Origin of the sequence: Pseudomonas caricapapayae (assembly GCF_001400735.1) — a bacterium.
Taxonomy (GTDB): domain Bacteria; phylum Pseudomonadota; class Gammaproteobacteria; order Pseudomonadales; family Pseudomonadaceae; genus Aquipseudomonas; species Aquipseudomonas caricapapayae.
The window spans coordinates 79,305-106,262 of the sequence record NZ_LJPW01000068.1; the positions used below are offsets into that span (position 1 = coordinate 79,305).

22 protein-coding genes and 3 pseudogenes are annotated in these 26,958 nt (G+C 59.2%); 7 read left to right on the forward strand and 18 right to left on the reverse strand.

All coding sequences use genetic code 11. The features are described from left to right. Positions 1–252: 252 nt before the first annotated feature. The gene (locus ALO80_RS10760) at positions 253–2,703 is read right to left on the reverse strand and encodes a glycogen/starch/alpha-glucan phosphorylase (protein ID WP_055008997.1); all 2,451 of its coding nucleotides are present in this window, start codon (positions 2,701–2,703) and stop codon (positions 253–255) included. Positions 2,704–2,983: 280 nt separating this feature from the next. Between ALO80_RS10760 and pip the strand changes: the two genes are divergently transcribed. From pip to mdoH, 4 genes are all read left to right on the forward strand, one after another. Next, entirely contained in the window at positions 2,984–3,955 is a 972-nt protein-coding gene (gene pip / locus ALO80_RS10765) for a prolyl aminopeptidase (RefSeq protein ID WP_055008998.1), read from the forward strand. A 39-nt stretch (positions 3,956–3,994) separates the two neighbouring features. Then, the gene (dtd, locus tag ALO80_RS10770) at positions 3,995–4,441 is read left to right on the forward strand and encodes a D-aminoacyl-tRNA deacylase (protein ID WP_055008999.1); all 447 of its coding nucleotides are present in this window, start codon (positions 3,995–3,997) and stop codon (positions 4,439–4,441) included. Positions 4,442–4,704: 263 nt separating this feature from the next. Then, positions 4,705–6,633 (forward strand): glucan biosynthesis protein G, encoded by a 1,929-nt coding sequence (locus tag ALO80_RS10775; protein ID WP_055009000.1) that lies wholly within the window; start codon positions 4,705–4,707, stop codon positions 6,631–6,633. Further along, positions 6,626–9,208: a glucans biosynthesis glucosyltransferase MdoH gene (mdoH, locus tag ALO80_RS10780; RefSeq protein ID WP_055009001.1), complete on the forward strand. Its 2,583-nt coding sequence runs from the start codon at positions 6,626–6,628 to the stop codon at positions 9,206–9,208. Before ALO80_RS10775 ends, mdoH begins: the two co-directional genes overlap by 8 nt. Positions 9,209–9,466: 258 nt before the next feature. Here mdoH and ALO80_RS32510 read toward each other — a convergent pair whose 3' ends face one another. The 13 genes and pseudogenes from ALO80_RS32510 to ubiE form a co-directional block, all read right to left on the reverse strand. Then, positions 9,467–10,342: a methyl-accepting chemotaxis protein gene (locus ALO80_RS32510; RefSeq protein WP_408003282.1), complete on the reverse strand. Its 876-nt coding sequence runs from the start codon at positions 10,340–10,342 to the stop codon at positions 9,467–9,469. Next, a pseudogene (locus tag ALO80_RS32515) lies at positions 10,325–11,410 on the reverse strand (methyl-accepting chemotaxis protein); the annotation flags it as partial. The gene ALO80_RS32510 and the pseudogene ALO80_RS32515, both read right to left, overlap by 18 nt. A gap of 202 nt (positions 11,411–11,612) precedes the next feature. After that, positions 11,613–12,476 (reverse strand): methyl-accepting chemotaxis protein, encoded by an 864-nt coding sequence (locus tag ALO80_RS32720; RefSeq protein WP_445940057.1) that lies wholly within the window; start codon positions 12,474–12,476, stop codon positions 11,613–11,615. After that, positions 12,468–13,529: pseudogene (locus ALO80_RS32725) on the reverse strand (methyl-accepting chemotaxis protein); the annotation flags it as partial. The pseudogene ALO80_RS32725 and the gene ALO80_RS32720, both read right to left, overlap by 9 nt. 90 nt (positions 13,530–13,619) lie before the next feature. Then, positions 13,620–14,327 (reverse strand): 16S rRNA (uracil(1498)-N(3))-methyltransferase, encoded by a 708-nt coding sequence (locus ALO80_RS10795; protein ID WP_055009004.1) that lies wholly within the window; start codon positions 14,325–14,327, stop codon positions 13,620–13,622. Beyond that, positions 14,324–15,124, reverse strand: coding sequence for a twin-arginine translocase subunit TatC (tatC, locus tag ALO80_RS10800; RefSeq protein WP_005743129.1), 801 nt, complete (start codon positions 15,122–15,124; stop codon positions 14,324–14,326). The genes ALO80_RS10795 and tatC overlap by 4 nt, the downstream gene beginning before the upstream one ends. Beyond that, positions 15,121–15,603 (reverse strand): Sec-independent protein translocase protein TatB, encoded by a 483-nt coding sequence (gene tatB / locus ALO80_RS10805; protein ID WP_055009005.1) that lies wholly within the window; start codon positions 15,601–15,603, stop codon positions 15,121–15,123. The genes tatC and tatB overlap by 4 nt, the downstream gene beginning before the upstream one ends. Positions 15,604–15,607: 4 nt before the next feature. Next, complete coding sequence (locus tag ALO80_RS10810; RefSeq protein ID WP_055004900.1) at positions 15,608–15,883, reverse strand: twin-arginine translocase TatA/TatE family subunit; 276 nt, start codon at positions 15,881–15,883, stop codon at positions 15,608–15,610. 44 nt (positions 15,884–15,927) lie between these two features. Next, positions 15,928–16,260 (reverse strand): phosphoribosyl-ATP diphosphatase, encoded by a 333-nt coding sequence (locus ALO80_RS10815; RefSeq protein ID WP_054988133.1) that lies wholly within the window; start codon positions 16,258–16,260, stop codon positions 15,928–15,930. A 2-nt stretch (positions 16,261–16,262) separates the two neighbouring features. Next, positions 16,263–16,655, reverse strand: coding sequence for a phosphoribosyl-AMP cyclohydrolase (gene hisI, locus ALO80_RS10820; RefSeq protein ID WP_054988132.1), 393 nt, complete (start codon positions 16,653–16,655; stop codon positions 16,263–16,265). A 67-nt stretch (positions 16,656–16,722) separates the two neighbouring features. Beyond that, positions 16,723–18,342: a ubiquinone biosynthesis regulatory protein kinase UbiB gene (ubiB, locus tag ALO80_RS10825; RefSeq protein ID WP_055004899.1), complete on the reverse strand. Its 1,620-nt coding sequence runs from the start codon at positions 18,340–18,342 to the stop codon at positions 16,723–16,725. After that, positions 18,339–18,962 (reverse strand): ubiquinone biosynthesis accessory factor UbiJ, encoded by a 624-nt coding sequence (locus ALO80_RS10830; protein ID WP_054988130.1) that lies wholly within the window; start codon positions 18,960–18,962, stop codon positions 18,339–18,341. The genes ubiB and ALO80_RS10830 overlap by 4 nt, the downstream gene beginning before the upstream one ends. After that, complete coding sequence (gene ubiE, locus ALO80_RS10835; RefSeq protein ID WP_002551635.1) at positions 18,962–19,732, reverse strand: bifunctional demethylmenaquinone methyltransferase/2-methoxy-6-polyprenyl-1,4-benzoquinol methylase UbiE; 771 nt, start codon at positions 19,730–19,732, stop codon at positions 18,962–18,964. Before ubiE ends, ALO80_RS10830 begins: the two co-directional genes overlap by 1 nt. A gap of 143 nt (positions 19,733–19,875) precedes the next feature. On the opposite strand from ubiE, the gene ALO80_RS10840 reads away from it, so the two are divergent. The 3 genes from ALO80_RS10840 (at position 19,876) to ALO80_RS10850 (ending at position 21,516) form a co-directional block, all read left to right on the forward strand. Next, on the forward strand, positions 19,876–20,154 hold the full coding sequence (locus ALO80_RS10840) for a polyhydroxyalkanoic acid system family protein (protein WP_055009016.1): 279 nt from the start codon (positions 19,876–19,878) through the stop codon (positions 20,152–20,154). 104 nt (positions 20,155–20,258) lie between these two features. After that, positions 20,259–20,732, forward strand: a complete 474-nt coding sequence (locus tag ALO80_RS10845) for a phasin family protein (RefSeq protein ID WP_055009006.1) — start codon at positions 20,259–20,261, stop codon at positions 20,730–20,732. A gap of 10 nt (positions 20,733–20,742) precedes the next feature. After that, a complete protein-coding gene (locus ALO80_RS10850; protein WP_055009007.1) occupies positions 20,743–21,516 on the forward strand; it encodes a phasin family protein in 774 nt (257 codons plus the stop codon). Positions 21,517–21,801: 285 nt separating this feature from the next. Here ALO80_RS10850 and ALO80_RS10855 read toward each other — a convergent pair whose 3' ends face one another. The 4 genes and pseudogenes from ALO80_RS10855 to phaC (ALO80_RS10870) all read right to left on the reverse strand — a co-directional run bounded on the left by ALO80_RS10855 (position 21,802) and on the right by phaC (ALO80_RS10870) (position 26,913). Then, entirely contained in the window at positions 21,802–22,416 is a 615-nt protein-coding gene (locus ALO80_RS10855) for a TetR/AcrR family transcriptional regulator (RefSeq protein WP_055009008.1), read from the reverse strand. A 66-nt stretch (positions 22,417–22,482) separates the two neighbouring features. Next, positions 22,483–24,169 (reverse strand): annotated as a pseudogene (gene phaC, locus ALO80_RS10860) (class II poly(R)-hydroxyalkanoic acid synthase). 143 nt (positions 24,170–24,312) lie between these two features. Next, the gene (phaZ, locus tag ALO80_RS10865; protein WP_055004897.1) at positions 24,313–25,170 is read right to left on the reverse strand and encodes a poly(3-hydroxyalkanoate) depolymerase; all 858 of its coding nucleotides are present in this window, start codon (positions 25,168–25,170) and stop codon (positions 24,313–24,315) included. A gap of 63 nt (positions 25,171–25,233) precedes the next feature. Further along, positions 25,234–26,913 (reverse strand): class II poly(R)-hydroxyalkanoic acid synthase, encoded by a 1,680-nt coding sequence (gene phaC / locus ALO80_RS10870; protein ID WP_055009009.1) that lies wholly within the window; start codon positions 26,911–26,913, stop codon positions 25,234–25,236. Positions 26,914–26,958 lie beyond the last annotated feature (45 nt).

Consider the following 26,958-nt stretch of genomic DNA (forward strand, 5'->3'; position numbering starts at 1 on the left):
TTTATCAGGCGCAGTATATAGGGGCGGGCGGACATCGCTTGTAATGTTTTATGCAGGGCACGATGGGGCACTGGACGCCTGCTTCATCGCTCACGAGACTCAGGCGTGCTGAAGATAGTCATGGGGGTCACTGGATGCCTATCGTTCCTCACGCTCCAGCGTGGGAATGCCTTGGGTGACGCTCCGCGTTACAGAACTGCGTTACCACGCCGAAGCGTGGTAACGAGAGCTGTGAGTATGTTCAGGCTGACGTCAGTCCAGCGCCTTCCAGATATCGCCGGCGTACTCGCGAATGGTCCGGTCCGAGGAGAACCAGCCCATGCGGGCAGTGTTGAGGACTGCCGAGCGCCACCATTCCTTGGAGTCGTGCCAGCGCTCTTCGACTTTGCCCTGGGCTGCCCAGTACGAGTCGAAGTCGGCGCAGACCAGGAAGCGGTCATACGCCAGCAGTTGATCGATCAGCCCCACGTACCGGTTTGGATCATCCGGCGAGAACACGCCACCACGAATCGCCTGCAGCACATCGTTCAGTCGTCCAGACGCCGCAACGTCGCCATGCGCATCGAATTCGCCTGCGCGCTTGCGGGCTTCGACCTGTTGCGAGGACATGCCGAAGATGAACATGTGCTCCAGCCCGACCTGCTCGCTCATTTCCACGTTGGCACCGTCCAGCGTGCCGATGGTCAGCGCGCCATTGAGGCCGAACTTCATGTTGCTGGTTCCTGATGCCTCCAGACCAGCCGTGGAAATCTGCTCGGACAGGTCGGCTGCAGGGATGATGCTCTCCGCCAGACTGACGTTGTAGTTGGGCATGAACACCACTTTCAGCAGGCCGCGCACCGTCGGATCGTTGTTCACGGTCCGGGCGATGTCATTGGTCAACTTGATAATCAGCTTGGCCGAGTGATAGCTGGCCGCAGCCTTGCCGGCAAAGATCTTCACCCTAGGGACCCAGTCGGTGCCTGGCTCGGCGCGAATGGCCTGATACAGCGCAACGGTATGGAAGAGGTTCAGCAACTGGCGTTTGTATTCATGGATACGCTTGACCTGAACGTCGAACATCGCTGCAGGATTAACGGCAATACCCAGGCGTTCGTGAATGATCGCCGCCAGCGCACGCTTGCTGTGCAAACGTTGATCAGCCATCTGCTTGCGGAACGACGACTTCTCGGCAAATGGCTCAAGCTCTTTGAGACGGGTTTCGGCGTTGTCCAGAACGTCCTCGCCCAGCGCTTCGACCAGCATTTCGGTCAGCTTCGGGTTGGCCTGGAACAGCCAGCGGCGGAAGGTGATGCCGTTGGTCTTGTTGTTGATCCGGTCCGGATAGATCTTGTGCAGCTCGGCGAACACGGTCTTGCGCATCAGCTGGGTGTGCAGCGCAGAAACGCCGTTGACGCTGTGCGAGCCAAGGAAGGCCAGGTTGCCCATGCGCACCCGACGGCCATTGTCTTCTTCGATCAGCGATACCGCGCGCAGCACGTCGACATCGTGAACACCCTTGTCGCGCAGTGTGTCGATGTGTTGTGCGTTGATCAGGTAAATGATCTGCATGTGGCGCGGCAGCATCCGCTCCATCAGGCCGACCGACCAGGTTTCCAGCGCTTCCGGCAATAATGTGTGGTTGGTATAGCCGAGGGTGCCGACCGTGATTTTCCAGGCCGTATCCCACGGGATATTGTGGTTGTCGATCAACTGACGCATCAGCTCGGCCACCGCGATCGAGGGGTGCGTGTCGTTCATCTGGATCGCCGCATGTTCCGGCAGATCGGTCAGCGTGGCGTGCTGGTTCAGGTGGCGGCGCAGCAAGTCCTGCAGCGACGCGGAAACGAAAAAGTATTCCTGACGCAGGCGCAGTTCCTGACCTGCTTCGGTTGCATCGTTCGGGTAGAGCACGCGGGAAATACTTTCTGCGCGCACTACCTCGGCAACGGCTCCGAAGTGGTCGCCCGCGTTGAAACGCTCCAGATGCAGGTCTTCTACCGCACGGGCACGCCACAAGCGCAGGGTGTTGACGCTCTTGCCGCGCCAGCCGACCACCGGGGTGTCATAGGCAATGGCGCGAACGGTTTCGCCCGGACGCCATACCTGACGGGAATCGCCCGCTTCGGTCACGACCGTGTCGACGCTGCCGCTGAAGCCGATGGAGTACACCACTTCAGGGCGCTCGAATTCCCACGGGTTGCCGAAGTCCAGCCAGTTTTCAGTCTGCTCCTGCTGCCAGCCATCGACGATCCCCTGGCGAAACAGCCCATGCTCGTAACGGATGCCGTAACCATGGCCGGCAATGCCAAGCGTCGACATGCTCTCCATGAAGCACGCCGCCAGACGTCCCAGGCCGCCGTTGCCCAGTGCCGCATCGGGTTCAAGCAAGCGGATACGCTCGATGTCCACGCCCAACTCGGTCAATGCTTCGCGTGCGACTTCCAGCAGTCCCAGGTTGCTCAGGCTGTCGTAAAGCAACCGGCCAATCAGAAATTCCAGAGACAGGTAGTACACGCGCTTCTGGACCTTGCGGTAAATCTGCCGCGTGTGGTCCATCCAGTGTTCGACCATGTGGTCACGGGCAGCAAGGGCAACAGCTTCAAACCAGTCATGCTCAAACGCATGGTCGGGGTCCTTGCCCACCGAATAGGTGAGTTTGGCGAGCACAGCGGCGCGAAAAGCAGCCACATCAGCGTCACGAACAAGTGGTTCCTGAGACATCGGTACAACCTCAAGTAGTCTGACGAATGGAAAACGGGATTCTTAGACTGTAGGCGTGTCGTCAGTTATTTCCTGAAAATAGCAGAAATAATTGCAGGCACAGCTCTCGCTTCGACCCAGCGCGACGGCTCTGGTTCGCGGACTGTTCAAATTGGCAAAACGCTTGCATCGATCGTTCCATCCCGATCAATGACGTGCAGCATGCTGATTCTTCGTTTCGGGTTTATGATGCCCCACGGCAGAACAATAGAAGCCTCTGAACTGGACTTATGGAGCACTTATGCAGACTTTGTACCCGCAGATCAAACCCTACGCCCGGCACGATCTGGCCGTGGAACAACCGCATGTGCTTTACGTCGATGAAAGTGGTTCGCCAGAAGGCTTGCCAGTGGTGTTCATTCACGGTGGCCCCGGCTCCGGATGCGATGCGCATAGCCGCTGCTACTTCGACCCCAACCTGTATCGCATCGTAACGTTCGATCAGCGTGGCTGCGGTCGCTCCACACCGCACGCCAGCCTCGAGAACAACACCACCTGGAAGCTGGTAGAAGACCTGGAGCTGATTCGCGAGCACCTCGGGATCGACAAATGGGTCCTGTTCGGTGGCTCGTGGGGTTCGACGCTGGCGCTGGCTTATGCCCAGACCCATCCCGATCGCGTGCACGCGTTGATCCTGCGGGGCATATTTCTGGCTCGTCAGCAGGAAATCGACTGGTTCTATCAGGCAGGTGCCAGCCGTCTGTTCCCTGACTATTGGCAGGATTATGTTGCACCGATCCCGGTGGATGAGCGCGACAACCTGCTGGCTGCCTTCTACAAGCGGCTCACGGGGCCGGACCAGATCGCCCAGATGCACGCCGCCAAAGCCTGGTCGACCTGGGAAGGGCGTTGCGCAACCTTGCGCCCCAATCCACAGGTGGTCGACCGCTTTGCCGATCCGCACCGTGCGCTTTCCATTGCGCGCATTGAATGCCACTACTTCATGAACAAGGCCTTCCTCGAAGAAAACCAGTTGATCCGCGACATGCCGAAAATTGCCCATCTGCCGGCGATAATCGTCCATGGTCGTTACGACGTCATCTGCCCGCTGGACAATGCCTGGGAGCTGCATCAGAACTGGCCCGGCAGCGAACTGCAGGTTATTCGCGAGGCTGGGCATTCGGCTTCCGAATCCGGTATCGCCGACGCGCTGGTGCGTGCCGCCGCGCAAGTTGCACGCAACCTGCTCGATCTGCCGCCTGAAGAAGCATGACAGTGACCTGGTAACCGTTCCGAATCTGAAAAGGCATCTATGAAAGGTTTGTTGCAGCGCGTGCAAAATGCACGCGTCGAAGTGGGCACCGAGGTCGTTGGATCTATTGATCAGGGCATATTGGTGCTGGTAGGCATAGAGCCTCAAGACACCCGCGCCAGTGCCGATAAGTTGCTGCACAAGCTGCACAAGCTGCTCAACTATCGAGTGTTCAGCGATGCCGAGGGCAAGATGAATCTGTCTTTACGGGATGTGGGTGGCGGGTTGTTGCTGGTTTCCCAGTTCACACTGGCGGCGGATACCAAAAGCGGGCTGCGTGCGGGCTTCTCGAAAGCCGCCGCCCCGGCACTGGGCGCCGAGCTGTTCGACTATCTATTGAGCCAGGCCAGAATCGCGCATACCGCCGTGGCCGCGGGCCAATTTGGTGCGGACATGCAGGTGCATCTAATAAATGATGGCCCTGTGACATTTTTGTTCGATACATAGGCTACGATACCATCGTTTCTCCCCTGAGTTTACCGGTCGTGTGGGAAATAAATTTCTGTCATACCTGATGCGCTGTAGCGCGCGCTGCTGGATAATCGCGCGTTACGGGGATCGACACTGTTGGTCCATTTGGTATGACAAAAGCGGTTCTGACACCGGATTGGGGAATCATTAAGCCCATTCGGAGTCGGAACAATGCTCGCCAACCCGGCATTGATAGCTGGCCGTTGGTTTTTTCATCTGTTTTTCGGCGAGGGTTGCTCGTGATTGTTAGTCCCTGTGATGCTCCAAAGACACCTGTCAAGCGGTTGCGTAGTGCACTTCTGGCAAGCTCGGCCCTTGTATGCCTGTTCAGCGCAGGTCAGCTGTGGGCGTTCAATCTTGATGATGTAGCGGCAAAGGCCAAGGAAATGGCCGGGCAGAAGTTCGAGGCTCCTAAGAGCAATCTGCCGAACGAGCTGCGCGAAATGAAGTTTGCCGATTATCAGAAGATCCGCTTCCGTGATGACAAGGCCGAATGGGCGGGCGAGAAGACGCCGTTCAAGGTGTCGTTCTACCATCAGGGCATGCACTTCGACACGCCGGTCAAGATCAACGAAGTGACCGCGACCAGCGTCGACGAAATCAAGTACGACCCGAATCGTTTTGACTTCGGCGATCTGAAGATCGACCCCAAATCCACCGAGAAACTGGGTTATGCCGGTTTCCGTGTCCTGTATCCGATCAACAAGGATGACAAGCAGGACGAAATCATGACCATGCTGGGCGCGAGCTATTTCCGCGTGATCGGCAAGGGCCAGGTCTATGGCTTGTCCGCACGAGGCATGGCGATCGACACTGCATCGCCATCCGGTGAAGAGTTTCCGCGCTTCAAGGAATTCTGGATCGAAAAACCGGGCCCGGATGACAACCATCTGGTGATCTTCGCGCTGCTCGATTCGCCGCGTGCCACCGGTGCCTATCAGTTGACCCTGCGTCCCGGCACCAACACCCTGGTTGACGTGAAATCGCGCATGTTCCTGCGTGACAAGGTCAACAAGCTGGGCGTTGCTCCTCTGACCAGCATGTTCCTGTTCGGCGCAAACCAGCCTTCGCGTGTGCCCAACTACCGTCGCGAGCTGCACGATTCGAGCGGTCTGTCGATTCAGGCAGCCAACGGCGAGTGGCTGTGGCGTCCGCTGAATAACCCTAAACACCTGTCCATCAGCAGCTTCTCGGTCGAGAACCCGCGTGGATTCGGTCTGTTGCAGCGTGGTCGCGATTTCAGTCAGTACGAAGACCTCGATGACCGCTATGACAAGCGTCCAAGCGCCTGGATCGAGCCGAAGGGCGATTGGGGCAAGGGTACTGTCGAACTGGTCGAAATTCCGACTGCCGACGAGACCAACGACAACATCGTAGCCTTCTGGAAACCCGAGACTCTGGCGGAGCCGGGCAAGGAAATGGCATTCGATTACCGTCTGCACTGGACCATGCAGGAAAACTCGATTCACTCCCCGGATCTGGGCTGGGTCAAGCAGACTCAACGTTCCATCGGTGACGTGCGTCAGTCCAACCTGATCCGTCAACCGGACGGCAGCCTTGCCTTCCTGGTCGACTTCGTGGGCCCGGTACTGGCCGCACTGCCGGAAGACAAGACTATTCGTAGCCAGGTAACCACTGACGACAACGTCGAGCTGGTGGAAAACAACCTGCGTTACAACCCGGTCACCAAAGGCTACCGCCTGACCCTGCGTGTGAAGGTCAAGGACGCCGGCAAGCCAACCGAGATGCGCGCCTACCTGCTGCGTGAAATCCCTGCCGAACCCGGCAAGGAGCCTGCGCTGCTCGTTGCAGATAAAGCAGACGAGAAGAAGGCCGCCGCCAAGGAAGCTGCCAAGCCGGCAGTTGCCAAGGAGTCTGCCAACGACCAGGTAGAAATCGCCAAGGCCGACGCACCGAAGCCAGAAGCCGCCAAGCCTGAAGCAGGCAAGGCCGACGCTGCGAAAGGTAAAGGCGAAGTTGCCAAAGCCGATTCAGCCAAAGCCGATGCAGCCAAAGCCGACGTCGCCAAGGCTGACGCAGCCAAGGACAAGGACGGTAAAGAGATTCAGCAGCCTGAAACCGAGGCAGCACCCACCCATCCGGAACCGGCCAAGACGTTGCAAGTCATGACCGAGACCTGGAGCTATCAGTTGCCAAGCGATGAGTAATTCTCTACCGGTGCCAGTGTCTCTGAACGAGTACCTGGCGCATTTACCGATGAGCGACGAGCAGCGGGCAGAACTTGCCGGCTGCAAGACCTTCGCCGAGTTGCATGAGCGTCTTTCTGCGCAGCCGGTCAATGATCCTGCCGAGGCCGCTCAGGCTTCGGTAGGTCGCCGTCTTACGCTGACGACCGCAGACCAGCTGGAAGACGCCGAGATGCTCGGCGTCGATGCCAGCGGTCGGCTGTGCCTGAAGGCTACACCGCCCATTCGCCGAACGAAGGTCGTGCCAGAGCCCTGGCGTACCAACATTCTGGTCCGTGGCTGGCGTCGGCTGACCGGCAAGACCAATCCGCCCAAACCGGATCACGACGATCTGCCGCGTGATCTGCCGAAGGCACGCTGGCGCACCGTGGGGTCGATCCGTCGTTACATTCTGCTGATCCTGATGCTGGGCCAGACGATTGTGGCTGGCTGGTACATGAAGGGCATCCTGCCGTATCAGGGCTGGTCGCTGGTTTCGCTCGACGAAATCACCCGTCAGACCTTCGTGCAGACCGCTTTGCAGGTCATGCCTTATGCCTTGCAGACAAGCATTCTGTTGCTGTTCGGGATTCTGTTCTGCTGGGTATCGGCGGGTTTCTGGACCGCTCTGATGGGCTTTCTTGAACTGCTCACCGGTCGTGACAAGTACCGCATCTCGGGTGCCAGCGCAGGTAACGAGCCTATCGAAGCCGGCGCGCGCACCGCGTTGGTCATGCCGATCTGCAATGAAGACGTGCCACGGGTTTTCGCCGGTCTGCGGGCAACGTTCGAGTCGGTAGCCGCTACAGGTGATCTGGACCGCTTCGATTTCTTCGTCCTCAGCGACACCAACGAGACTGACATTGCCGTGGCCGAGCAACAGGCCTGGCTGGATGTGTGTCGCGAGACCAAAGGTTTCGGCAAGATCTTCTATCGCCGTCGTCGCCGTCGCGTAAAGCGCAAGAGCGGCAACCTGGACGACTTCTGCCGTCGTTGGGGCGGTGAATACCGTTACATGGTCGTGCTGGATGCCGACAGCGTCATGAGCGGTGAGTGCCTGACCAGTCTGGTGCGTCTGATGGAAGCGACTCCTGATGCCGGTATCATCCAGACCGCGCCACGTGCGTCGGGTATGGACACGCTGTATGCACGCATGCAGCAGTTCGCCACTCGCGTTTACGGCCCGCTGTTCACGGCCGGCCTGCACTTCTGGCAGTTGGGTGAATCCCACTACTGGGGCCACAACGCGATCATCCGCATGAAGCCGTTCATCGAGCATTGCGCCCTGGCGCCGCTGCCTGGTAAAGGTGCCTTCGCCGGTGCAATCCTGTCTCACGACTTCGTCGAAGCTGCGCTGATGCGCCGTGCCGGCTGGGGTGTATGGATTGCCTATGACCTGCCGGGCAGTTATGAAGAGCTGCCGCCTAACCTGCTGGACGAACTCAAGCGTGACCGTCGCTGGTGCCACGGCAACCTGATGAACTTCAGGCTGTTTCTGGTCAAGGGCATGCACCCGGTTCACCGTGCGGTGTTCCTGACGGGCGTGATGTCCTATCTGTCGGCACCGTTGTGGTTCTTCTTCCTCGTGCTGTCCACGGCCTTGCTGGCGGTGAACACGCTGATGGAGCCGACCTACTTCCTTGAACCGCGTCAGTTGTATCCGTTGTGGCCACAATGGCACCCGGAAAAGGCCGTTGCGTTGTTCTCCACCACCATTGTCCTGCTGTTCCTGCCTAAACTGCTCAGCGTCATTCTGATCTGGGCCAAAGGCGCGAAAGGCTTCGGTGGCAAGTTCAAGGTCACCGTTTCGATGCTGCTGGAAATGCTCTTCTCGGTGCTGCTGGCACCGGTGCGTATGCTGTTCCACACACGCTTCGTACTGGCCGCTTTCCTGGGCTGGGCTGCGACCTGGAACTCGCCGCAACGCGACGACGATTCCACACCCTGGATCGAAGCGGTGAAGCGTCATGGTCCGCAGACATTGCTGGGCGCGTGCTGGGCCTTGCTGGTGTTCTGGTTGAACCCGAGCTTCCTGTGGTGGCTCGCACCCATTGTGGTCTCTTTGATGCTGTCGATTCCGGTTTCGGTGATTTCCAGCCGTACCAACCTGGGCCTCAAGGCGCGTGACGAGAAATTCTTCCTGATCCCTGAAGAGTTCGAGCCGCCGCAAGAGCTGGTTTCTACCGATCAGTACACCCATGAGAATCGCTGGCACGCCCTGAAGCAAGGCTTCATACGTGCAGTGGTCGATCCTCGGCAGAATGCTCTGGCCTGCGCGCTGGCAACTTCGCGCCACCGTCAGGCGCAGCCGATCGAAGTGGTACGTATGGAACGTGTCGATCAGGCGTTGAAGGTGGGGCCGGCAAAACTCGGTAATCAGGAGCGCCTGATGCTGCTGAGCGACCCGGTTGCCCTTGGCCGTCTGCATGAGCGCGTCTGGAGTGAAGGTCACGAAGAATGGCTCGCCGCCTGGAGGGCTTCCATCGAAGCTGATCCACATGCGCCGTTGCTGCCTTTGCAGCCTGTTGGCAACTCCTCGGAGCCGGTCCCGGTCTAAGATCGCCCGGCTACGAAAAAGCCCCTGACGCTTACCGCGTCAGGGGCTTTTTTATTGGGCTTTGTGGCAAAGAGCCACGCAGGCGAGGGGTAGGAGCGAACTTGTTCGCGAAGACGGTCGTTCAGGCGATGCATGTTCGGAAGGCTTGGCGACCCCTTCGCGGACAGGTCCGCTCCTGCGCCCGTTGGGCAGAATCAAAAGCAGGCTGGTGTATAACTCCAAGCGCCCCAGCGTCGGAATCCTTGCGTCGCAGATCTATCAACCCACCCTGAATTTCCCGACCAGTGTCTGCAAGTGCGTTCCCAGCCTGGCGAGTTCGACGCTGGAGGCTGCGGTTTGCTCGCTGGCTGCGGCGGTCTGTTCGGAAATATCGCGGACGCTGATGACGTTGCGGTTGATCTGTTCCGCGACCACGCTCTGTTCTTCGCTGGCGGTAGCGATCTGCTCGTTCATGTGCTGGATGGTCGCCACTGTGCGGGTGATCTGCTCCAGCGCGCTGCCCGCACGGCGGCTCAGTTCAACGGTGTTGTCGGTCAGGGTGCGGCTGTTATCCAGCGTGGTTGCGACCTGCTGGGTACCGTTTTGCAGTGCGGCGATCAACTCTTCTATCTCTTCTGTAGACTTTTGTGTGCGTTGCGCCAGGCCACGCACTTCATCGGCAACCACCGCGAAACCTCGCCCGGCCTCGCCTGCGCGAGCGGCCTCGATGGCCGCATTCAGGGCCAGCAGGTTGGTTTGCTGCGAAACGGACTTGATCACGTCGAGAACGCCGACGATCTTGTTGCTTTCCAGCTTGAGCTCATTCATTGACTGGGTGGAGTTCATCACTTCGCGCGCCAATTGTTCGATCTGACTGATTGCCCGACCGACCACTTCGTCGCCGCTGCGGGCCTGTTGATCCGCCTGGGCGGCTGCCTGAGACGCCTCTTGCGCATTGCGCGCGACCTCTTGAACGGTCGCTGCCATTTCATTCATGGCCGTGGCCACCTGATCGGTCTCGTCCTTCTGGGTGTTGACCCCGGCACAGGTCTGTTCGGTGACCGCCGACAGGTGCTCGGCCGCGCTGGCGATCTGCGATACACCGGCACTGATGCCGCCGATCAGTTCACGCAGGCTGATGGTCATGGTCTGCATACTGCTCTGCAACTGACCCATTTCATCACGACGCGTTACCGACATGTTCTGGCTGAGATCGCCCTGCGCGATGCGTGCCGCTGCAGTCAGTGTCTGCTGCAACGGCACAGTGATCTGTCGGGTCATGACCCAGGCCGCGAGTAATCCGATCAGCAGTGCCAGGCCCGCGACGCTGCTCAGCGTAGCGCTGGAGTTCGCAGCTTCACTGTCGCGCTGGGCGTTTTGCAGGCGGTTCAGCGCGGCGACGGAGTCCAGTAGCGTCCCACCGAGACCTTCCATGATTTCCTGGTCGGCCTCGGCTTTGGCCTGAATCTGTTTGAACTCGTTCAGCCGTTCCCGATAGCCCTGCAGCGCTGCGGTTGCGGGTACCAGGCCCTGAAGGCTTTCGTTGCCCTTGTCCTGGGCGATCTGCCCGATTTCCTTGAGCGCTTCGTCAATGGCCGTGATGGCTGCAGTTTCATCCGCTTCCCGAGTGGTGAAGGTATACGCCTGTACCTGATAACGAGCGATCTGGACCTGCTGCCTGAGCTGGGAAATATTGGTGAATTCCTCCAGTTGCTCACTGCTGTCCTGTTCCTGACTTACGCTCTTGAGGACCTCTGTTTCAACCTGTGCGATCGCCTCGAGAGCCTGTTCTGACGCTTGTTCCAGGCGCGCGCGAATCTGGTTGCGGATCTGTCGGTTGGCCCGGATCTCCGTGAAGGTTTTCTCGATCCTGCTCAACGTCTCGAACTGTCCGTTGAGCAGCACAATGGTTTCTGCCTCTACGCTCTGTCGGTGCAGCGACGTGAGCTGGGCTTTCATTTCATTGAGCTTGTCTGTCACCAGTGCCGTGCTTTCCGGTGTCTTTTCTACGCGGTCGGTGATTCGTTCGGCGCGCAGGTCTTTGGTCAGGCTGTTGAGCTGAGCGATGTCCGAAAGTGACTCGGATCGTTCGATCATGGTGTACAGGCCATGCCAGCCGGTCAGCGTGATGATCAGCGTCAATAACAGTACCAGGCCGAAACCCAGGGACAGTTTGAATCTGACGTTCATGTTGCCGAGCGCTTGATTGATCAGTCGGAACATTTGAATCTCCTGCAATGAGCGAACAGAAGCACGTCACGAGCGAGTCGGAACATGCGTTGTGAGCGCATCGGCAGGGTGATTCAGTGCGTGACCTGAGACGGTCGTAGGAGATTTCCGAGTACGAAGAGGGGGTGACGGGTGTCACGTTTTCCGGGTAAAAGAAGCCCGCGCTCAGTGCTGGCGCGGGCTGGAGCCTCTGTGGTCAGACAGTGAAGCGACTCACCAGCAACTGAAGATGGTTGCCCAGTCTTGCGAGCTCGACACTGGAGGCCGCGGTTTCCTCACTGGCGGCAGACGTCTGTTCGGACACGTCGCGCACATTGATGATGCTGCGGTTGATCTCTTCAGCCGTGGCACTCTGCTCTTCGGCCGCCGCTGCGATCTGCTGGTTCATCGCCTGGATTGCCGAGACGGTTTTGGTGATGTTCTCCAGCGAGCCGCCGGCACGGCGCGTCAGCTCCACGCTACTGGTGCTCAGTTCGCGACTGCTGTCCATGACCGTTGCGGCCTGCTGTGTGCCGCTTTGCAGGCGGGCGATCAGTGCTTCGATTTCTTCGGTCGATTTTTGTGTGCGCTGCGCCAGACTGCGTACTTCATCGGCGACCACGGCAAAGCCACGACCCGCTTCCCCGGCGCGGGCGGCCTCGATGGCGGCGTTCAGGGCCAGCAGATTGGTCTGTTCCGCGACCGACTTGATGACGTCCAGCACACTGCCGATCTTGTCGCTTTCCTGTTTCAGAGCACCCATCGCTTCGCTGGAATTGCCCACCGCAGACGCCAGGCGCTCGATCTGCGCGATGGCTTCGTTGACCACTCGCTCACCGTCACGGGCTTGCTGGTCAGCGGCCACCGCAGCTTCAGAGGCTTCCTCGGCGTTGCGTGCGACTTCCTGCACGGTCGCGGTCATCTCATGCATGGCCGTGGCCACCTGATCGGTCTCGACCTTCTGGCTGTTGACCCCGGCGCTGGTCTGTTCGGTCACTGCCGACAGCTCTTCCGCTGCACTGGCGATCTGGGTCACACCGTCGCGAATCCCGCCCACCAGCTCGCGCAAGCTGACAGTCATGCGCTGGATCGTGCTTTGCAGCTTGCCCAGCTCATCCTTGCGATCAACCTTGAGGTTACGACTGAGGTCGCCGGAGGCAACCCGCTCCACGACTTCAAGGGTCTCCCGCAGCGGTGTGGTGATCTGGCGGGTGATGACCCACGCGGCCAGGATGCTCAGCACCAAGGCCAGCGCGGTAGCTGCCGCGATCATCGTGACCGACTTTTCGCTGTCTGCGTCGCGGCTCTTGTTCTGTCTGGCGATCAGATCATTACTGGTGGCCAGCATGCTGACACCAAGCGTGGTCATCTTTTCCAGTGCTACCCTGCTGGCGGCCTGCGCATCACGGTATTGGCCTACAGCGGCGCGATAGCCCTTGAGACCGGCAATGGCCTGTTGCAGAGATGGCATGTAGTCGGAAGAAATATCGCCCGCCAGAGTGTTTATCCCGGTAATAGCATCGTCAATCGCCTGATTGGCATTCTTTTCAAAGTCGGGACGGCCGCTGTAGGTGTAACCGCGGACCTGAAAGCGCGCCTGTTGAATCAGCTTGCTGACCCCGACGATGCCGTTGAAGGCAAGGATATTATCGGCCTTGAGCAGCTCGGCTTCGATCTTGTCGGCCTCAGCCACCGCCTTGTCGGCGTTGTCGCCCATCTGGCTGCGGCTTGCCTCGCGAGTGTCGATAGCCTTGGTCATCTCTTCAAACGACTGGCGATACTCGCGGGTTGACTGGATCTGGCCGTCCAGCAACTGAATATTCTCTGGGGTGCGCAGCAGGTTTCGGGCGGTTTGAAGCGCAGCGTCGAGCTGATCGAGCGTACTTCTGACTTCCGCTGCCGTCTCTGCGTTATACAGCGTCTCATAGCGCATCCGGTTGATGCGCAACTGAAGGGTCAGCTCGTTCACCTCTGCAATCGCTGTGACACGGTCCCCGCGGCTGATCAGTGACTGATTGCTGAACCAGCCGGTGGCCGAGATCATCAGTGTCATCAGCAGGACCAGCCCAAAGCCGATGGCCAGTTTCAAGCTTACGCTCGCGTTAGCGAGGCGTTGAGATAACCCACTAGACATGACCGCTCCTTAGATGTCTGTTCTCTTACGAATGTACTTACATCGGCCGCGTATCATCTAACTGAAGCGGCTTAGTTGACACTAAGGAGGCTAGAACAGGCGAGCGAGAAGCGCTGTTACCGCAGTTTCGACGCGCAGTATGCGCTCGCCCAGTTGCACCGGCTGCAAACCTGACTGACGCAACAGGTCGATTTCGTAAGGGATCCAGCCCCCTTCGGGGCCGATAGCCAGGGTAACGTGTTGCGAGATGGCGCGTGGGCAGGAGGGGAAGTCGCCGGGATGGCCGACCAGGCCCAGAGTACCGGCAGCCAGTTGTGGCAAACGGTCTTCAACGAAAGGCTTGAAGCGCTTTTCGATCACGATTTCAGGCAGCACAGAGTCGCGCGCCTGCTCCAGACCCAGAATCAACTGCTCGCGGATTGCTTCGGGCTCCAGAAACGGTGTTTGCCAGAAGCTTTTTTCGACCCTGTAGCTGTTCAGCAAGATGACTTTCGGCACACCCATCGTCGCGATGGTCTGGAATACCCGTCGTAACATCTTGGGGCGTGGCAGCGCCAGCAACAGGGTCAGAGGCAGTTTTGCCGGCGGCGTGGTATCCAGAGCAACGCGCAGCTCTGCTTCATGAGGTTCAAGACGCAGCAGTTCGGCACTGCCCAGCAGGCCATTGATGCGGCCCACGCGCAGACTGTCGCCGACCTCTGCGCGGTGCACCTCCTGCATGTGCTTCAGGCGGCGATCACGCAGGATCACACGGTCAGCCGCAATGAAATCGGCTTCCTCGAGCAGCAGCAGGTTCACGGTGTAGTCGCGGGCGGCTGATCCTGCTTGTCAGCGTCCTCGGCCTGATCGTCCGGATGCTCGCCACGCTTCTTGATCATCGAACTGCACAATACGCCCAGCTCGAACAGCAGCCACATCGGTACCGCCAGCAGTGTCTGCGAGAAGATGTCCGGCGGAGTCAGGATCATGCCGACCACGAAGCAGCCGATGATCACGTAAGGGCGGATCTTCTTCAGGTATTTGACGTCGACGATACCGATCCAGACCAGCAACACCACGGCCACCGGGATTTCGAAGGCCACGCCAAAGGCGAAGAACAGCGTCATCACAAAATCCAGATAGCTGGCGATGTCCGTCATCATCGAAACGCCTTCCGGTGTCACGCTGGCGAAAAAGTGGAAAATCAGCGGAAAGACCAGAAAGTAGGCGAAAGCCATGCCTGCGTAGAACAGGATGATGCTCGACACCAGCAACGGCACCGCAACGCGCTTCTCATGCTTGTACAGGCCCGGTGCGATAAAGCCCCATATCTGGTGCAGGATGACCGGCATGGACAGGAACAGCGCGACCATCATGGTCAGCTTGAATGGCGTGATGAAGGGCGAGGCCACATCGGTGGCAATCATCGTCGCGCCTTCAGGCAGGTAGACGCGCAACGGTGCCGAGACCAGTGTGTAGATCTTCTGCGTGAAGTAGAACAGACCGGCAAAAATCAGGAACACTGCCGCTACACAGCGCAACAGGCGTGTACGCAGCTCGGTGAGGTGCGAGATCAGCGGCATTTGCTGATCGTTTTCCGGGATATCAGCGCTCATGGGGCTCGCGGTGGCAATGACGAATCGTGGGCGGAAGGTGCCGGGGCCGGTGTGCCAGCGTCGTCTGGCTTCGCGGTTTTCTCCAGCGACAGTGCGGTTTTCGGTGCCGCAGGTTGCGCAGGGCCGAGCTCGTGGGGCGTGCCCTCGTTGTGTGCGGCGGTGGCGGTCGGCGCTTCGGCAGGGGACGCTGCCGGCGGCGGGCTTACCGGCTCGTACGTGGTCTCGGGGTGCTGATTCTGAGCGAACATTTTGCGCGCTTCGTCTTCCAGCGAAATAATGTGCTCGTTGTGCAACTGCCGACGAATTTCGTCAGCCCCGATTTCACGTTCAACTTCCTGTTTGATCGCATTGAAGCTGCGCTTCAACCGGCCGATCCATAAGCCTGCGGTGCGTGCAGCACCCGGCAGGCGCTCGGGACCCAGTACCAGCAAGGCAACCAGGCCGACGAGCAGCAGTTCAGAGAAGCTGATACCGAACATGGGCTTAAACCTGGTCTTTGCGGATCGGCTCGTCGACTTTGTGTGCCTGCGCGTCGATGGTATGCGGCTGATTCAGCGGCGAGCCCTGAGGCGTCGGCTGTGCCTGCTGGGGTTGAGGTGCAGGCTGTTCGGCTGGCTTGTCGTCATCATTCATGGCCTTGCGAAAGCCCTTGATCGACTCACCCACATCGCTGCCCAGGCCCTTGAGTTTCTTGGTCCCGAAAACCAGTACCACGACAATCAGGATGACGATCCAGTGTTTCCAGTCAAAAATACCCATGAAACAGTCCTCGTAAAAGATTTCAAGCTTGAAAGGGGAGAGCGTTACTCTGCTGTGCGAGCGGCTTTTTCCGCGTGGCCGGACAAGCCGAATCGGCGGTCCAGTTCATCGAGCACGGCTTGTGGGTGCTGGCCCAGCGCGGCGAGCATCACCATGCTGTGAAACCATAGGTCGGCGGTTTCATAGATCACGTCACTGCAATCACCGCTGACCGCCGCGTCCTTGGCAGCAATGATGGTCTCGATCGACTCTTCGCCGAGTTTTTCCAGAATCTTGTTCAGGCCCTTGTGATACAGACTGGCGACATAGGAGCTGTCGGCAGCGGCGTCCTTGCGTGATTCCAGCACCTGGGCCAGACGGGACAACGTATCAGTCATGTTCAGTGGCCTGCGTGGTAAATGGCATCAGGATCTTTCAGAACCGGGTCGACGGTCTTCCAGCCTGAGTTTTCATACACTCGATAAAAGCAGCTTTCACGGCCGGTATGGCATGCGATACCACCGATCTGCTCGACCATCAGGATAATGACGTCGGCGTCGCAGTCCAGACGCAGTTCATGCAGCTTTTGCACATGCCCCGATTCTTCACCCTTGCGCCAGAGTTTGCCACGCGAACGCGACCAATAGATGGCACGATTCTCGGATGCCGTCAGGCTCAGGGCCTCGCGGTTCATCCAGGCCATCATCAATACCCGGCCGGTCTTGTAATCCTGAGCGATTGCAGGCACCAGACCGTCGCTGTTCCAGTGAATCTCGTCCAGCCAGTCTTTCATATCTACTCCGGCAGCCGGCTTTCATGCCCGGCGGATTGAACAGTGTGCCAGCGCCATACGCTGCTGGCTATCGGCGAACGATCAGATACAGCCCGGCGATCAGCATGATTGCAGCTGGCCACGCGGTGAGCGTCAGCAGTTGGGTGGCTGCCTCACTCATCACCCAGCCCTGTATCGCGCCGCCCACCAGCAACGCAGCGCCGATAAGCCGCAGGACCGGCTCGTCCTTGCGCTCGTGCCAGGGCCGTGGCGGATCCGAAGCGTGAGGGCGAGACATGCGCTCCAGCAGATCGCGGGTCATGCCGGCGATATGCGGCAGTTGCTCGACCTGTGATTGCAGATTGCCCAACAGGGTTTTCGGGCTGACCCGTTCACGCATCCAGCGCTCCAGATACGGCTGCGCGGTGCTCCACAGGTCCAGATCGGGGTACAGCTGACGACCCAGCCCTTCGATATTGAGCAGAGTCTTCTGCAGCAGAACCAGTTGCGGCTGGACTTCCATATTGAAGCGGCGTGCAGTCTGGAACAGGCGCATCAACACCTGGCCAAAGGAAATATCCTTGAGCGGCTTCTCGAAAATCGGTTCGCAGACCGTACGGATTGCAGCTTCGAACTCGTTGAGCTTGGTCTCTGCCGGCACCCAGCCCGAATCGATGTGCAGTTGCGCAACCCGACGATAATCACGCTTGAAGAAGGCAAACAGGTTACGGGCCAGATAATCCTGATCTTCCGGTGTCAGGCTGCCGACGATTCCGCAGTCGATGGCAATGTATTTCGGGCTCCACGGGTTCACGGTGCTGACGAAAATATTGCCGGGGTGCATGTCGGCGTGGAAGAAGCTGTCACGGAATATCTGGGTAAAAAAGATCTCCACACCGCGCTCGGCCAGCAGCTTCATGTCGGTACGCTGGTCGGCCAGTGCGGCCAGGTCGGTGACCTGAAGGCCGTAGATGCGCTCCATGACCAGCACTTTCGGACGGCACCAGTCCCAGTAGACTTGTGGTACGTAAAGCAGGTCGGAGCCTTCGAAGTTACGCCGCAGCTGGCTGGAGTTGGCCGCTTCGCGCAGCAGGTCCAGCTCGTCATAGATGGTTTTCTCGTAATCCATCACCACCTGCACCGGGTGCAGCAGGCGGGCGTCGGCCGAGACGCGCTCGGCCGTGCGGGCGAGAATGAACAGCCATGCGAGGTCCTGGCCAATGACCGGCTTGAGGCCGGGGCGTACCACTTTCACCACCACTTCTTCGCCGGTCTTCAGGCAGGCTGCATGCACCTGGGCAACCGAAGCCGATGCCAGCGGTGTTTCGTCAAAACGGCTGAATACATCACAGATGCGCGCGCCAAGCTGCTCTTCGATCAGCTTGATCGCCAATTGCTGATCAAAGGGTGGAACGCGGTCCTGCAGCAGCATCAGTTCGTCGGCGATGTCTTCGGGCAGAAGATCGCGGCGGGTGGACAGCAGTTGCCCGAACTTGATGAAAATCGGCCCCAGGTCCTGCAATGCCAGACGAAAGCGTACGCCACGGCTCAGCTCGGATTTGCGCCGTGGCAGCCAGCGCCAGGGCAGCACGAAACGCACCGCGAGCAGCCACCACGGCAAGGGCAGGGCGAACAACAGGTCATCGAGGCGATAGCGGATAACGACACGTTGAATGCGAAACAGACGGCGGACGGCAAGCAGCTTCATGCGTTATCGCTGGTATTGAGGGAGTGGGCAAGGCGGGCAAAGCGCGCCTCGAGACGGTCCAGATCGAGTTTGATCCGATCGAGTTCGGCAAATCGTGCTTCGGCTTCGTGTTTGCCCACCAGCGTGCGGGATTCTTCGCTGAGGTAATCGGCAACGTTCTGGCTGAGGCTGTTGAGGCTTTCACGCGTCCAGCGCCCGCTGCTGCGCAATCGGCTGCCGAGCAACTGGCTGGCCACCGGGCCGATCCAGCTGGACAGTTCGTGTTCCCAATCCAGTTCCAGGTCCTGAAGAATGCCGACCAGTTCGAGCAGCACGCCACTGTCTCCGTCGAGTTCGACGTCAGGGCCATGCAGCACGGCGGTCTTGTCCTTGCTCAGGGCGAGACGCAGCAGGCTGGAGGCCGGTGCGCGCAACGTGCAATCGGCGTCGGCAGCCCAGTCAGCGGCCAGAAGAAGACCTTCGTCACTGGGCAGGATGAAGATTTTCAGGGACGGATCGCGACAGTCCACAGCGATGACATGACCGGACAGCCGTGCCATGCGCGGTAGCGCCGTGCTGTCCAGACGCAGCACGCGATTGATGCCGTGCTCGATACTGGCGAGCAGCCCCCGAAGCAACATCAGGGTTTGATACCGCGGTGCAAGGCCACGACGCCCGCAGTCATGTTGTGGTAGGTAACGCGGTCAAAACCGGCTTCTACCATCATCGACTTGAGGGTTTCCTGGTTGGGGTGCATGCGGATCGATTCGGCCAGGTAGCGGTAACTCTCCGAGTCGTTGGTGACCAGCTTGCCCATCAACGGCATGAACGCAAAGGAATAGGCGTCGTACGCCTTGGACATGAGCTTGTTGGTCGGCTTGGAGAACTCCAGCACCAGCAGGCGTCCACCGGGCTTGAGCACGCGCAGCATCGAGCGCAGGGCGTCTTCCTTGTGCGTCACGTTGCGCAGGCCGAAGGCGATGGTCACACAGTCGAAATGGTTGTCCGGGAACGGCAGCTTTTCAGCGTCGGCCTGGACGAACTCGACATTGCCCGACACGCCAAGGTCCAGCAGGCGGTCCCGACCGACCTTGAGCATCGAGGCGTTGATGTCGGCCAGCACGACCTGGCCGGTCGGGCCGACCAGATTCGAGAATTTGCGGGTCAGGTCGCCCGTGCCGCCGGCAATATCCAGTACGCGGTTGCCGGTACGGACACCTGAAAGCTCGATTGCAAAACGCTTCCACAGGCGATGCATGCCACCGGACAGCAGGTCGTTCATCAGGTCGTATTTGGCCGCAACCGAATGGAAAACCTCAGCGACTTTTTCTGCCTTCTGGCTTTCCGGTACATTTTTGTAACCGAAGTGAGTCGTAGGTTCGGCATCGCTGCCTTTGCGCTGATCGTTCATATCGCTTCACCGGAATAGAGTGCGGGCCATTCTAATCGCCAGGGCCGGCTTTGTCTTGACAAGGCTCACCAGCAACGCTTTCTTGGATGCAGGCGGGTGTATATAGTTGCGCCGCATTTCACATGACCATCAAGGAAGCCTGCATGGCCAAGATAACCGTTGAACGCCCGCACACCCTGGGCCGGGAAAAGGCTCGCGAGAAGGCCGAGCAACTGGTCGAGAAGCTTTCCGACAAATACGGGCTGGCCCACGAATGGGCGGGCGATACCGTGAAACTGGAAGGCAAGGGTGCCAAAGGCAAGGTCGAAGTCGAAGAAGCGTTGATCCGCATCGACATTGAGCTGAACTTCATTCTGTCGGCCATGAGCGGGTCGATCAAGGCAGAAGTCGAGCGGGTACTGGATAAAGCCCTGGCGGCCTGAAGCCTGCGGCGCACCCTAGGGTGAGCATTCTAATTTTTCTCCGTAACTTTGTGTTCATGCCCGTTCCGGGGCGGTTCCTTCAACTTTCGAGCATGAGGTGCACCATGGCCAGAGTGAACACGAAGAAAAAGATCGAAGACCAGCAGTCCTCCACGCTTTCCGACGTCAGGTTGTATGCCCGCAAGATCTGGCTGGCAGGTCTGGGCGCCTATTCCAGAGTCAACGAGGAAGGCACGCAGTACGTCAAGGACCTGATCAAGACTGGCGAGCAGGCGGAAAAGGACGTCGTCAGAACGGTTGATGAAACGCGTCTTGCGGCCAACAGCGAAATCGACTCGATCAAGGGCGAAGTGTCTTACGCCAAAGGTCGTGTCGGTGCGCAACTCGGCAGAATCGAGGGCGCTTTCGACCGTCGTGTCGCAAAAGCCTTGAACCGCATCGCAATCCCGTCTAAACATGACGTTGACACGCTCTCTGCCAAGCTCGACGAGCTGACGGCATTGCTTGAACGTGTCGGGCCCAAAAAGCTCGAACGCTCCGGGTCGAAACGATTCGTACGTTCAGAGTCTGGACAATAAGGAGAGCAGGATGGCTGGCAAGAAAAAAACCGATAAAGACGGCAGCTCATGGATTGGTGAGGTCGAGAAATACTCTCGCCAGATCTGGCTGGCTGGTCTGGGTGCCTATTCCAAGATCAGCAACGACGGCAGCAAGCTGTTCGAGACGCTGGTAAAGGATGGCGAGAAAGCCGAGAAGCAGACCAAGGTCGAGGCGCAGAAGCAACTGGACGAGGTCAAGGACACCGCCAAGACAGCCAAGTCGCGGGTCGGCGACGTAAAAGACCTCGCGGTTGGCAAATGGAATGAGCTGGAAGGGGCTTTTGACAAGCGCCTTAACAGTGCTATTTCGCGTCTGGGCGTGCCGAGCCGCAATGAAGTTCAGGCGCTGCACAGCAAGGTCGACCAGTTGACCCGGCAGATCGAGTTGTTGACGGGCGAGAAGGCCAGACCGGTTGCTTCGCGTTCGGTGGCGGCCAAACCTGCACCGAAGACTGCGGCCAAACCGTTGGTCAAAGCCGCGGCCAAAACCGTCGCCAAAACGGCAGATAAAGCCGCTGCCAAAACCGCTGCGGCCAAGCCGGCAGTCAAGAAAGCCGCGGCCAAGCCGGTCGATGCAGCCAGCAAGGCCACTACGGCTACAGCCAGCAAGGCCAAGGCGGTTGCCAAGCCGACTGCGGCGAAAAAACCGGCTGCCCGCAAACCCGCCGCCAAGCCTGCTGCATCGACGACTCCGGCAACCGGCTCTGCTCCTGCGGCATCAGCCCCGACCGCAGCACCGACGACACCCGCCAGCCAGTCCTGATCACCGGCTGTAACCTGAAAGCCCGGCCTGCCAAGCAGGCCGGGCTTTTTTGATTCCCCGAATGACTCTGACAATGCTGTGGCCTGTGGCCGAAGGCGGTTCGCTCCTACAGAAACCGCTTTGCCGAGCGCAGCGTGATACTCAGTCACGTCGCAACCGCGAATCCGCTTTTGATTCTGGCGGCGGGCCGTGGGCGTTCAGTATGCGGCGCGCAGCTGCACTCCAGGCCTTGCCACGCTGGAGTGAGCAACCATAGTGTTCAAGAGAACACTATGGCGCTCGTGTTTACCCACCCAGGTACTCCATCGCCAGTTGTTCTGCCGCCTGCCTTGAAGTCGGCAGCAAGTGCGGGGTCACGAGCATCATGATCTGGTAGACCACCACCCGCACGTCGCCCTCACGACCCAGAATGCGTTGGTAATCCAGCGAAAACAGCAGGTTCATGGTGATCTGTTCCACCAGCTGCCCCAGCGCCTGGGTTTCGCTGACCAACTGCCCTCTGGATTTCAGGCGGGCCAGCAGCGAGGCAAGGGTTTTCTTGATCGAGTTGAGCAGATTGCGAATACCGCGAGCCAGTTTTGGCAGCCTTCCGGCGAGGTTGGACAGGTCTTGAAACAGAAAACGATAGTGCGACAAACGCTCGACAATCAGGTGCAGAAACATCCAGTAGTCCTCGGCCTCAAGCCTGGCATCCGAGGGCGGATCCAGCAGCGGAGCCAGCTCGTTCTGAAACCGCTCGAAAAGACTCAGAATCAAAGGCTCCTTGCCATGAAAGTGGTAATACAGGTTGCCAGGGCTGATCCCCATTTCATTGGCAATTTCCAGCGTGGAAACGTTGGGCTCGCCCTGTTGATTGAACAACGTCAAGGCACATTCAAGGATACGGTCGCGGGTTTTCATCCGGTCTTCTTGTTCAGGAGTCAGAGGGGCAGCATTGCCCGATCGTGCAGGGCGTCATCCAGCGCTTCAGCGCACATGCACATAGGTCCCGGGTGCGGCTTCCATCGGCGGGTAGCTGGCGTTGCCCAGCTCTATCCTGGTTTCGTGCTCGGCACCGGAATGCTCCTGAATCCACTTCAGCCAGTTTGGCCACCAACTGCCTTCATGGTGTTGCGCGTCGTAATACCAGGCGCGTGGATCGCTGCTGAGTGTGCTGTTCTCGACATAATTGGCCTTCGGGTTGCCCGGCGGGTTGAGAATGCTCTGCACATGGCCGCTGTTGGACAGAACGAAGCGGCGCTCACCGCCCAGTAGCAGCGTCGAGCGGTAGACCGCGTCCCATGGTGTGATGTGATCGTTGATCCCGGCGATGCTGAAACTGTCCACCGTGACTTTCTGCAGGTCGATGGGTGTACCGCAGACCTCCAGCCCGCCCGGATGACTGAGCGGGTTGTGCTTGAAAAAGTCCAGCAGATCACCATGCAACGCAGCGGGAAGGCGCGTGGTGTCGTTGTTCCAGTAGAGAATGTCGAATGGCGGCGGTGATTTGCCCAGCAGATAATTGTTGATCCAGTAAGTCCAGATCAGGTCGTTGGGGCGCATCCAGGAAAATACCCGGTTCATCTCGCTGCCTTCCAGCACGCCTCGTTGATAGGAGCGCCGCTTTGCCGCTTCAAGCGTTTCCTCGTCGATAAACAACGTGGCAGGGCTTTCGATCTGACTGTCCAGCAGGCTGACCATGTAGGTTGCACTGGCCACGCGGCGGGTCTGGCGCTTGGCCTGCAAGTGACCCAGCAACGCGGCAATGGTCAGCCCCCCCCGCGCAAGCGCCCACCAGATTGACCTCACGGGCAGCGGTTATCGCCCGGCAGACATTCATGGCGTGTTCGGTCGCCCCAACGTAACTGGACAGCCCCCACTCCCGGTGACGCACATCCGGGTTACGCCAGCTGATGACGAAGGTCTGCAGGCCGTTCTTGAGTGCATATTGAACAAAGCTGTTGGCCGGGCTGAGATCGAAGATGTAGAACTTGTTGATCTGCGGCGGCACGATCAGGACGGGGCGGCTGAACTGCTTTTCGCTCATTGGCCGATACTGGATCAGCTCGAACATGTCATTGCGAAACACCACTGCACCGGCAGTGGTCGCCACGCTACGGCCTACTTCGAACGCGTCTTTAGTGGTCTGGCTGGGCAGCCCGTTGTTGTGCAACAGGTCATCGGCCATGTGGCTCAGGCCTTTGATCAGGCTGGTGCCGCCCGAGTTGAACAGCTCTTTGACGGCCTGTGGATTGAACAGGGTATTGGACGGTGCCAGCGCATCGTTGATCAGCGTGAAGAGAAAGTGCGCCCGTGCCCGGTCCTCTGTGGACAGATCGCTATCATCGATCCACTGCCTGACTTGATGCTGACAACCGAGATAGACCTGCAGGCCCCGGCGATAAAGCGGATTGAGACGCCAGGTCGGGTCGGCGAAGCGGGCGTCTTTGGGATTATGCGGGTAGAGTGTTTCGCCCAGCAGCACCACTCGCCCCAACTGACTGCCCAATGTCAGGGCGTGGCGAGCGCTGCGAATCGGGTGCCGCAGACCCTGGGCTGCGACGTTGCGCAAGGTGGAAAGCAAGTCTCGACCGCGCAGCCCGGTAATCGCGCTCTGCGCATTGATAAAGCTTGCAGGTGCGGCTGTGGCAACCTTCGCCGGTTTTTCTTGCATGAGGGCAACACTCCTTCGTCGGGCAACTCATGGGGTGACGCGGGCCTTCGTTGCGACGGGCTTGCGTCGCTCTGCGCGGTCAATACTCCTGGTAATACGCAATGGTGAAACGGTTATTCCTGGGCGCGGAGCTTGCGCTGTTCTCAGCGTGCCTTGGGAGGCGTGGGCTGCGGATGCATGACCGCACGCTGCCGTTCCTGCTGCAGAAAACCCATGATGATCGGCGCAACGGCTTCGGCACGGGTGATCAGGAACAAATGTCCGTCATCGATTATGTGTAGCTGGGCATTGGGTATTCGCCAGGCCAACAGGCGCATATTCACCAGCGGGATCAACGGGTCGTCGTCGCCGGCGAGCACCAGGGTCGGCTGGTGAACCTTGTGCAGCCAGTGAATGCTGGTCCAGCCCATGCCGGCGAACAATTGCCAGTAATAGCCCAGTTTGCCGGACGAGCGCACCTTGGCAGCATGATTGGCCGCCAGATTGGGGTCGCGTCGAAAAGCGCCGCCGTAGATCTCCGGCGCAATACGGATCACATGCGACGGTTGAATATAGCGCCGCGGACTGGCCATCAACCACAGTACCCGAGGCTTGCCCGGCACCATCGCCATGCCTGCCGACGTAGCCGCCAGCACCAGTTTCTTGCAGCGCTCCGGGTAGTCGTGGGCGAACTGCTGAGCCAGGGCGCCCCCCCAGGAAACGCCAATTGCATTGACCTGCCCGTAGTTGAGGTAATCGAGCATGCGCGCTGCAAGTTTGGCCAGCCCCGGAAAACGGTAGGGGCGGTTGGGTGTCGACGAGCCGCCAACGCCCGGTACATCGAAGGCGATGACTTCAAGGTCCGGGTCCAGCGCTTCGACAAACGGAAACACCAGTTCCAGGTTGGCGCCGATGCCATTGAAGATCAGCAACGGTGTCAGATGGCTTTTGCCCGGGCGCACGGCGGTACGGATGGTGTGACCGTTCAGGTCGATGGAGCGAAAAACAAACGGTTGCGGCATGCGCGAAGCCCTGTTGATTGAACCGCCGGGAACGCAGCCCGGGTTTTCTCAAGACGGCCGGGTCTAACGTTCGTGAACGTAGGTTCCGGGCGCTGCCTCGGCTGCCGGATAAGCCTTATTGCCAAGTCCGGCGTGTGCTTTTTTCAACTTGCCCGAGCGCGTGGTCAGCCACTCTTGCCAGTGCAGCCACCAGGAATCGGTGTGCTTGGTAGCGTTTTCCTGCCACTCGGCGGGCGTTGCAGGCAGCTCGTCGTGAGTCATGTAACGCGATTTGGGGTTGCCCGGCGGGTTGAGAATGCTCTGGATATGGCCGCTGCTGGACAGTACAAACTCGGTCTTGCCGCCAAACAGGCGTGCCGATTTGTAGCAGGAGCCCCACGGCGTGATGTGGTCGTTGGTGCCCGCCAGGCAGAACACATCGGCCGTTACCTGCTTGAGGTCGATCGGTGTGCCGCAGACTTCCAGCGCATTGGCGCGGGTCAGCGGGTTGTTCTTGAACATCTCGATCAGATCGCCGTGGAAGGCGGCGGGCAGGCGTGTGGTGTCGTTGTTCCAGAACAGAATGTCGAAGACCGGCGGCTCGTTGCCCAGCAGGTAATTGTTGACCCAGTAATTCCAGATCAGGTCATTGGGGCGCATCCAGGCGAACACCTTGGCCATGTCACGACCTTCCAGTACGCCTGCCTGATAGGAATGGCGTTTGGCGCTTTCCAGGGTCTGCTCGTCGACGAACAGCGCGACTTCGGTGTCCAGTGTGGTGTCGAGCACGCTGACCAGCAATGTCATGGCGTTGACTTTCTTCTCGCCCAAGGCTGCGTAGTGACCCAGCAGTGCCGTGCAGGTGATGCCGCCGGAGCAGGCACCCAGCATGTTGATGTCCTTGCTGCCGGTAATCGCCAGCACCACATCGACCGCTTCCTTGAGCGCCTCGATGTAGGTCGACAACCCCCATTCGCGCTGAGCCTTGGTCGGGTTGCGCCAACTGATGATGAAGGTCTGCACATTGCTGCGCAGGCAGAACCGCGCCAGGCTTTTTTCCGGGCTCAGGTCGAAGACATAGAACTTGTTGATCTGCGGCGGGATCACCAACAGCGGTCGCTCATGAACCTGCTCGGTGATCGGCGTGTACTGGATCAGCTCCAGTACATCGTTGCGAAACACCACAGCGCCTTCGGTGGTGCCCAGGTTCTTGCCGACCTCGAATGCGTCCATGTTGACCTGGCTCGGCATCCCGCCGTTGTTCACCAGGTCCTTGGCCAGATGCGACAGGCCATCGAGCAGGCTTTTGCCACCGGTTTCGAAGAAGCGCTTCACGGCTGCCGGGTTGGCGGCAGAGTTGGTCGGTGACATGGCCTCGGTCATGAGGTTGATCACAAAGTGCGCACGACTGATGTCTTGTGGGGTGAGGTCACTGCCACCGATCCAGTCATGCAATTCCTTGCGCCAGGCCAGGTAAGTCTGCAAATAGCGGCGATACAGCGGATTCTGGCTCCAGGCCGGATCGGCGAAGCGACGGTCTTCCGGCGTGGGTTGCAAGGCAGATTTGCCGAATATCACGTTTCCGAGTTCGACGCTCAGGTGCGCGACGTGCTTGATGCTGTGGATCGGTTGCTTGAAAGCCTGACGCAAAACCATGCGCGCAGTGCTCAGCAAGTCCTTGCGTCGCAGGCCAACGACCGGATTTAGGCCCAGGGTGTGCTCGGAAGCCTGGCGCTGCAGGTCATCGTCTTTCGCGTTACTCATCTACGACGCTCCATTGTCTTGAGACGAACACCGACATTCCTTGCC

Bases quoted from the DNA above. Each gene is read 5' to 3' on its own strand.
- ALO80_RS10760 (WP_055008997.1), bottom strand. From the start codon at position 2,703: ATGTCTCAGGAACCACTTGTTCGTGACGCTGATGTGGCTGCTTTTCGC.
- pip (WP_055008998.1), top strand. From the start codon at position 2,984: ATGCAGACTTTGTACCCGCAGATCAAACCCTACGCCCGGCACGATCTG.
- dtd (WP_055008999.1), top strand. From the start codon at position 3,995: ATGAAAGGTTTGTTGCAGCGCGTGCAAAATGCACGCGTCGAAGTGGGC.
- mdoH (WP_055009001.1), top strand. From the start codon at position 6,626: ATGAGTAATTCTCTACCGGTGCCAGTGTCTCTGAACGAGTACCTGGCG.
- ALO80_RS32510 (WP_408003282.1), bottom strand. From the start codon at position 10,342: ATGCAGACCATGACCATCAGCCTGCGTGAACTGATCGGCGGCATCAGT.
- ALO80_RS32720 (WP_445940057.1), bottom strand. From the start codon at position 12,476: ATGACTGTCAGCTTGCGCGAGCTGGTGGGCGGGATTCGCGACGGTGTG.
- tatC (WP_005743129.1), bottom strand. From the start codon at position 15,124: ATGAGCGCTGATATCCCGGAAAACGATCAGCAAATGCCGCTGATCTCG.
- tatB (WP_055009005.1), bottom strand. From the start codon at position 15,603: ATGTTCGGTATCAGCTTCTCTGAACTGCTGCTCGTCGGCCTGGTTGCC.
- ALO80_RS10810 (WP_055004900.1), bottom strand. From the start codon at position 15,883: ATGGGTATTTTTGACTGGAAACACTGGATCGTCATCCTGATTGTCGTG.
- ALO80_RS10815 (WP_054988133.1), bottom strand. From the start codon at position 16,260: ATGACTGATACGTTGTCCCGTCTGGCCCAGGTGCTGGAATCACGCAAG.
- hisI (WP_054988132.1), bottom strand. From the start codon at position 16,655: ATGAAAGACTGGCTGGACGAGATTCACTGGAACAGCGACGGTCTGGTG.
- ubiB (WP_055004899.1), bottom strand. From the start codon at position 18,342: ATGAAGCTGCTTGCCGTCCGCCGTCTGTTTCGCATTCAACGTGTCGTT.
- ALO80_RS10830 (WP_054988130.1), bottom strand. From the start codon at position 18,962: ATGTTGCTTCGGGGGCTGCTCGCCAGTATCGAGCACGGCATCAATCGC.
- ubiE (WP_002551635.1), bottom strand. From the start codon at position 19,732: ATGAACGATCAGCGCAAAGGCAGCGATGCCGAACCTACGACTCACTTC.
- ALO80_RS10840 (WP_055009016.1), top strand. From the start codon at position 19,876: ATGGCCAAGATAACCGTTGAACGCCCGCACACCCTGGGCCGGGAAAAG.
- ALO80_RS10845 (WP_055009006.1), top strand. From the start codon at position 20,259: ATGGCCAGAGTGAACACGAAGAAAAAGATCGAAGACCAGCAGTCCTCC.
- ALO80_RS10850 (WP_055009007.1), top strand. From the start codon at position 20,743: ATGGCTGGCAAGAAAAAAACCGATAAAGACGGCAGCTCATGGATTGGT.
- ALO80_RS10855 (WP_055009008.1), bottom strand. From the start codon at position 22,416: ATGAAAACCCGCGACCGTATCCTTGAATGTGCCTTGACGTTGTTCAAT.
- phaZ (WP_055004897.1), bottom strand. From the start codon at position 25,170: ATGCCGCAACCGTTTGTTTTTCGCTCCATCGACCTGAACGGTCACACC.
- phaC (WP_055009009.1), bottom strand. From the start codon at position 26,913: ATGAGTAACGCGAAAGACGATGACCTGCAGCGCCAGGCTTCCGAGCAC.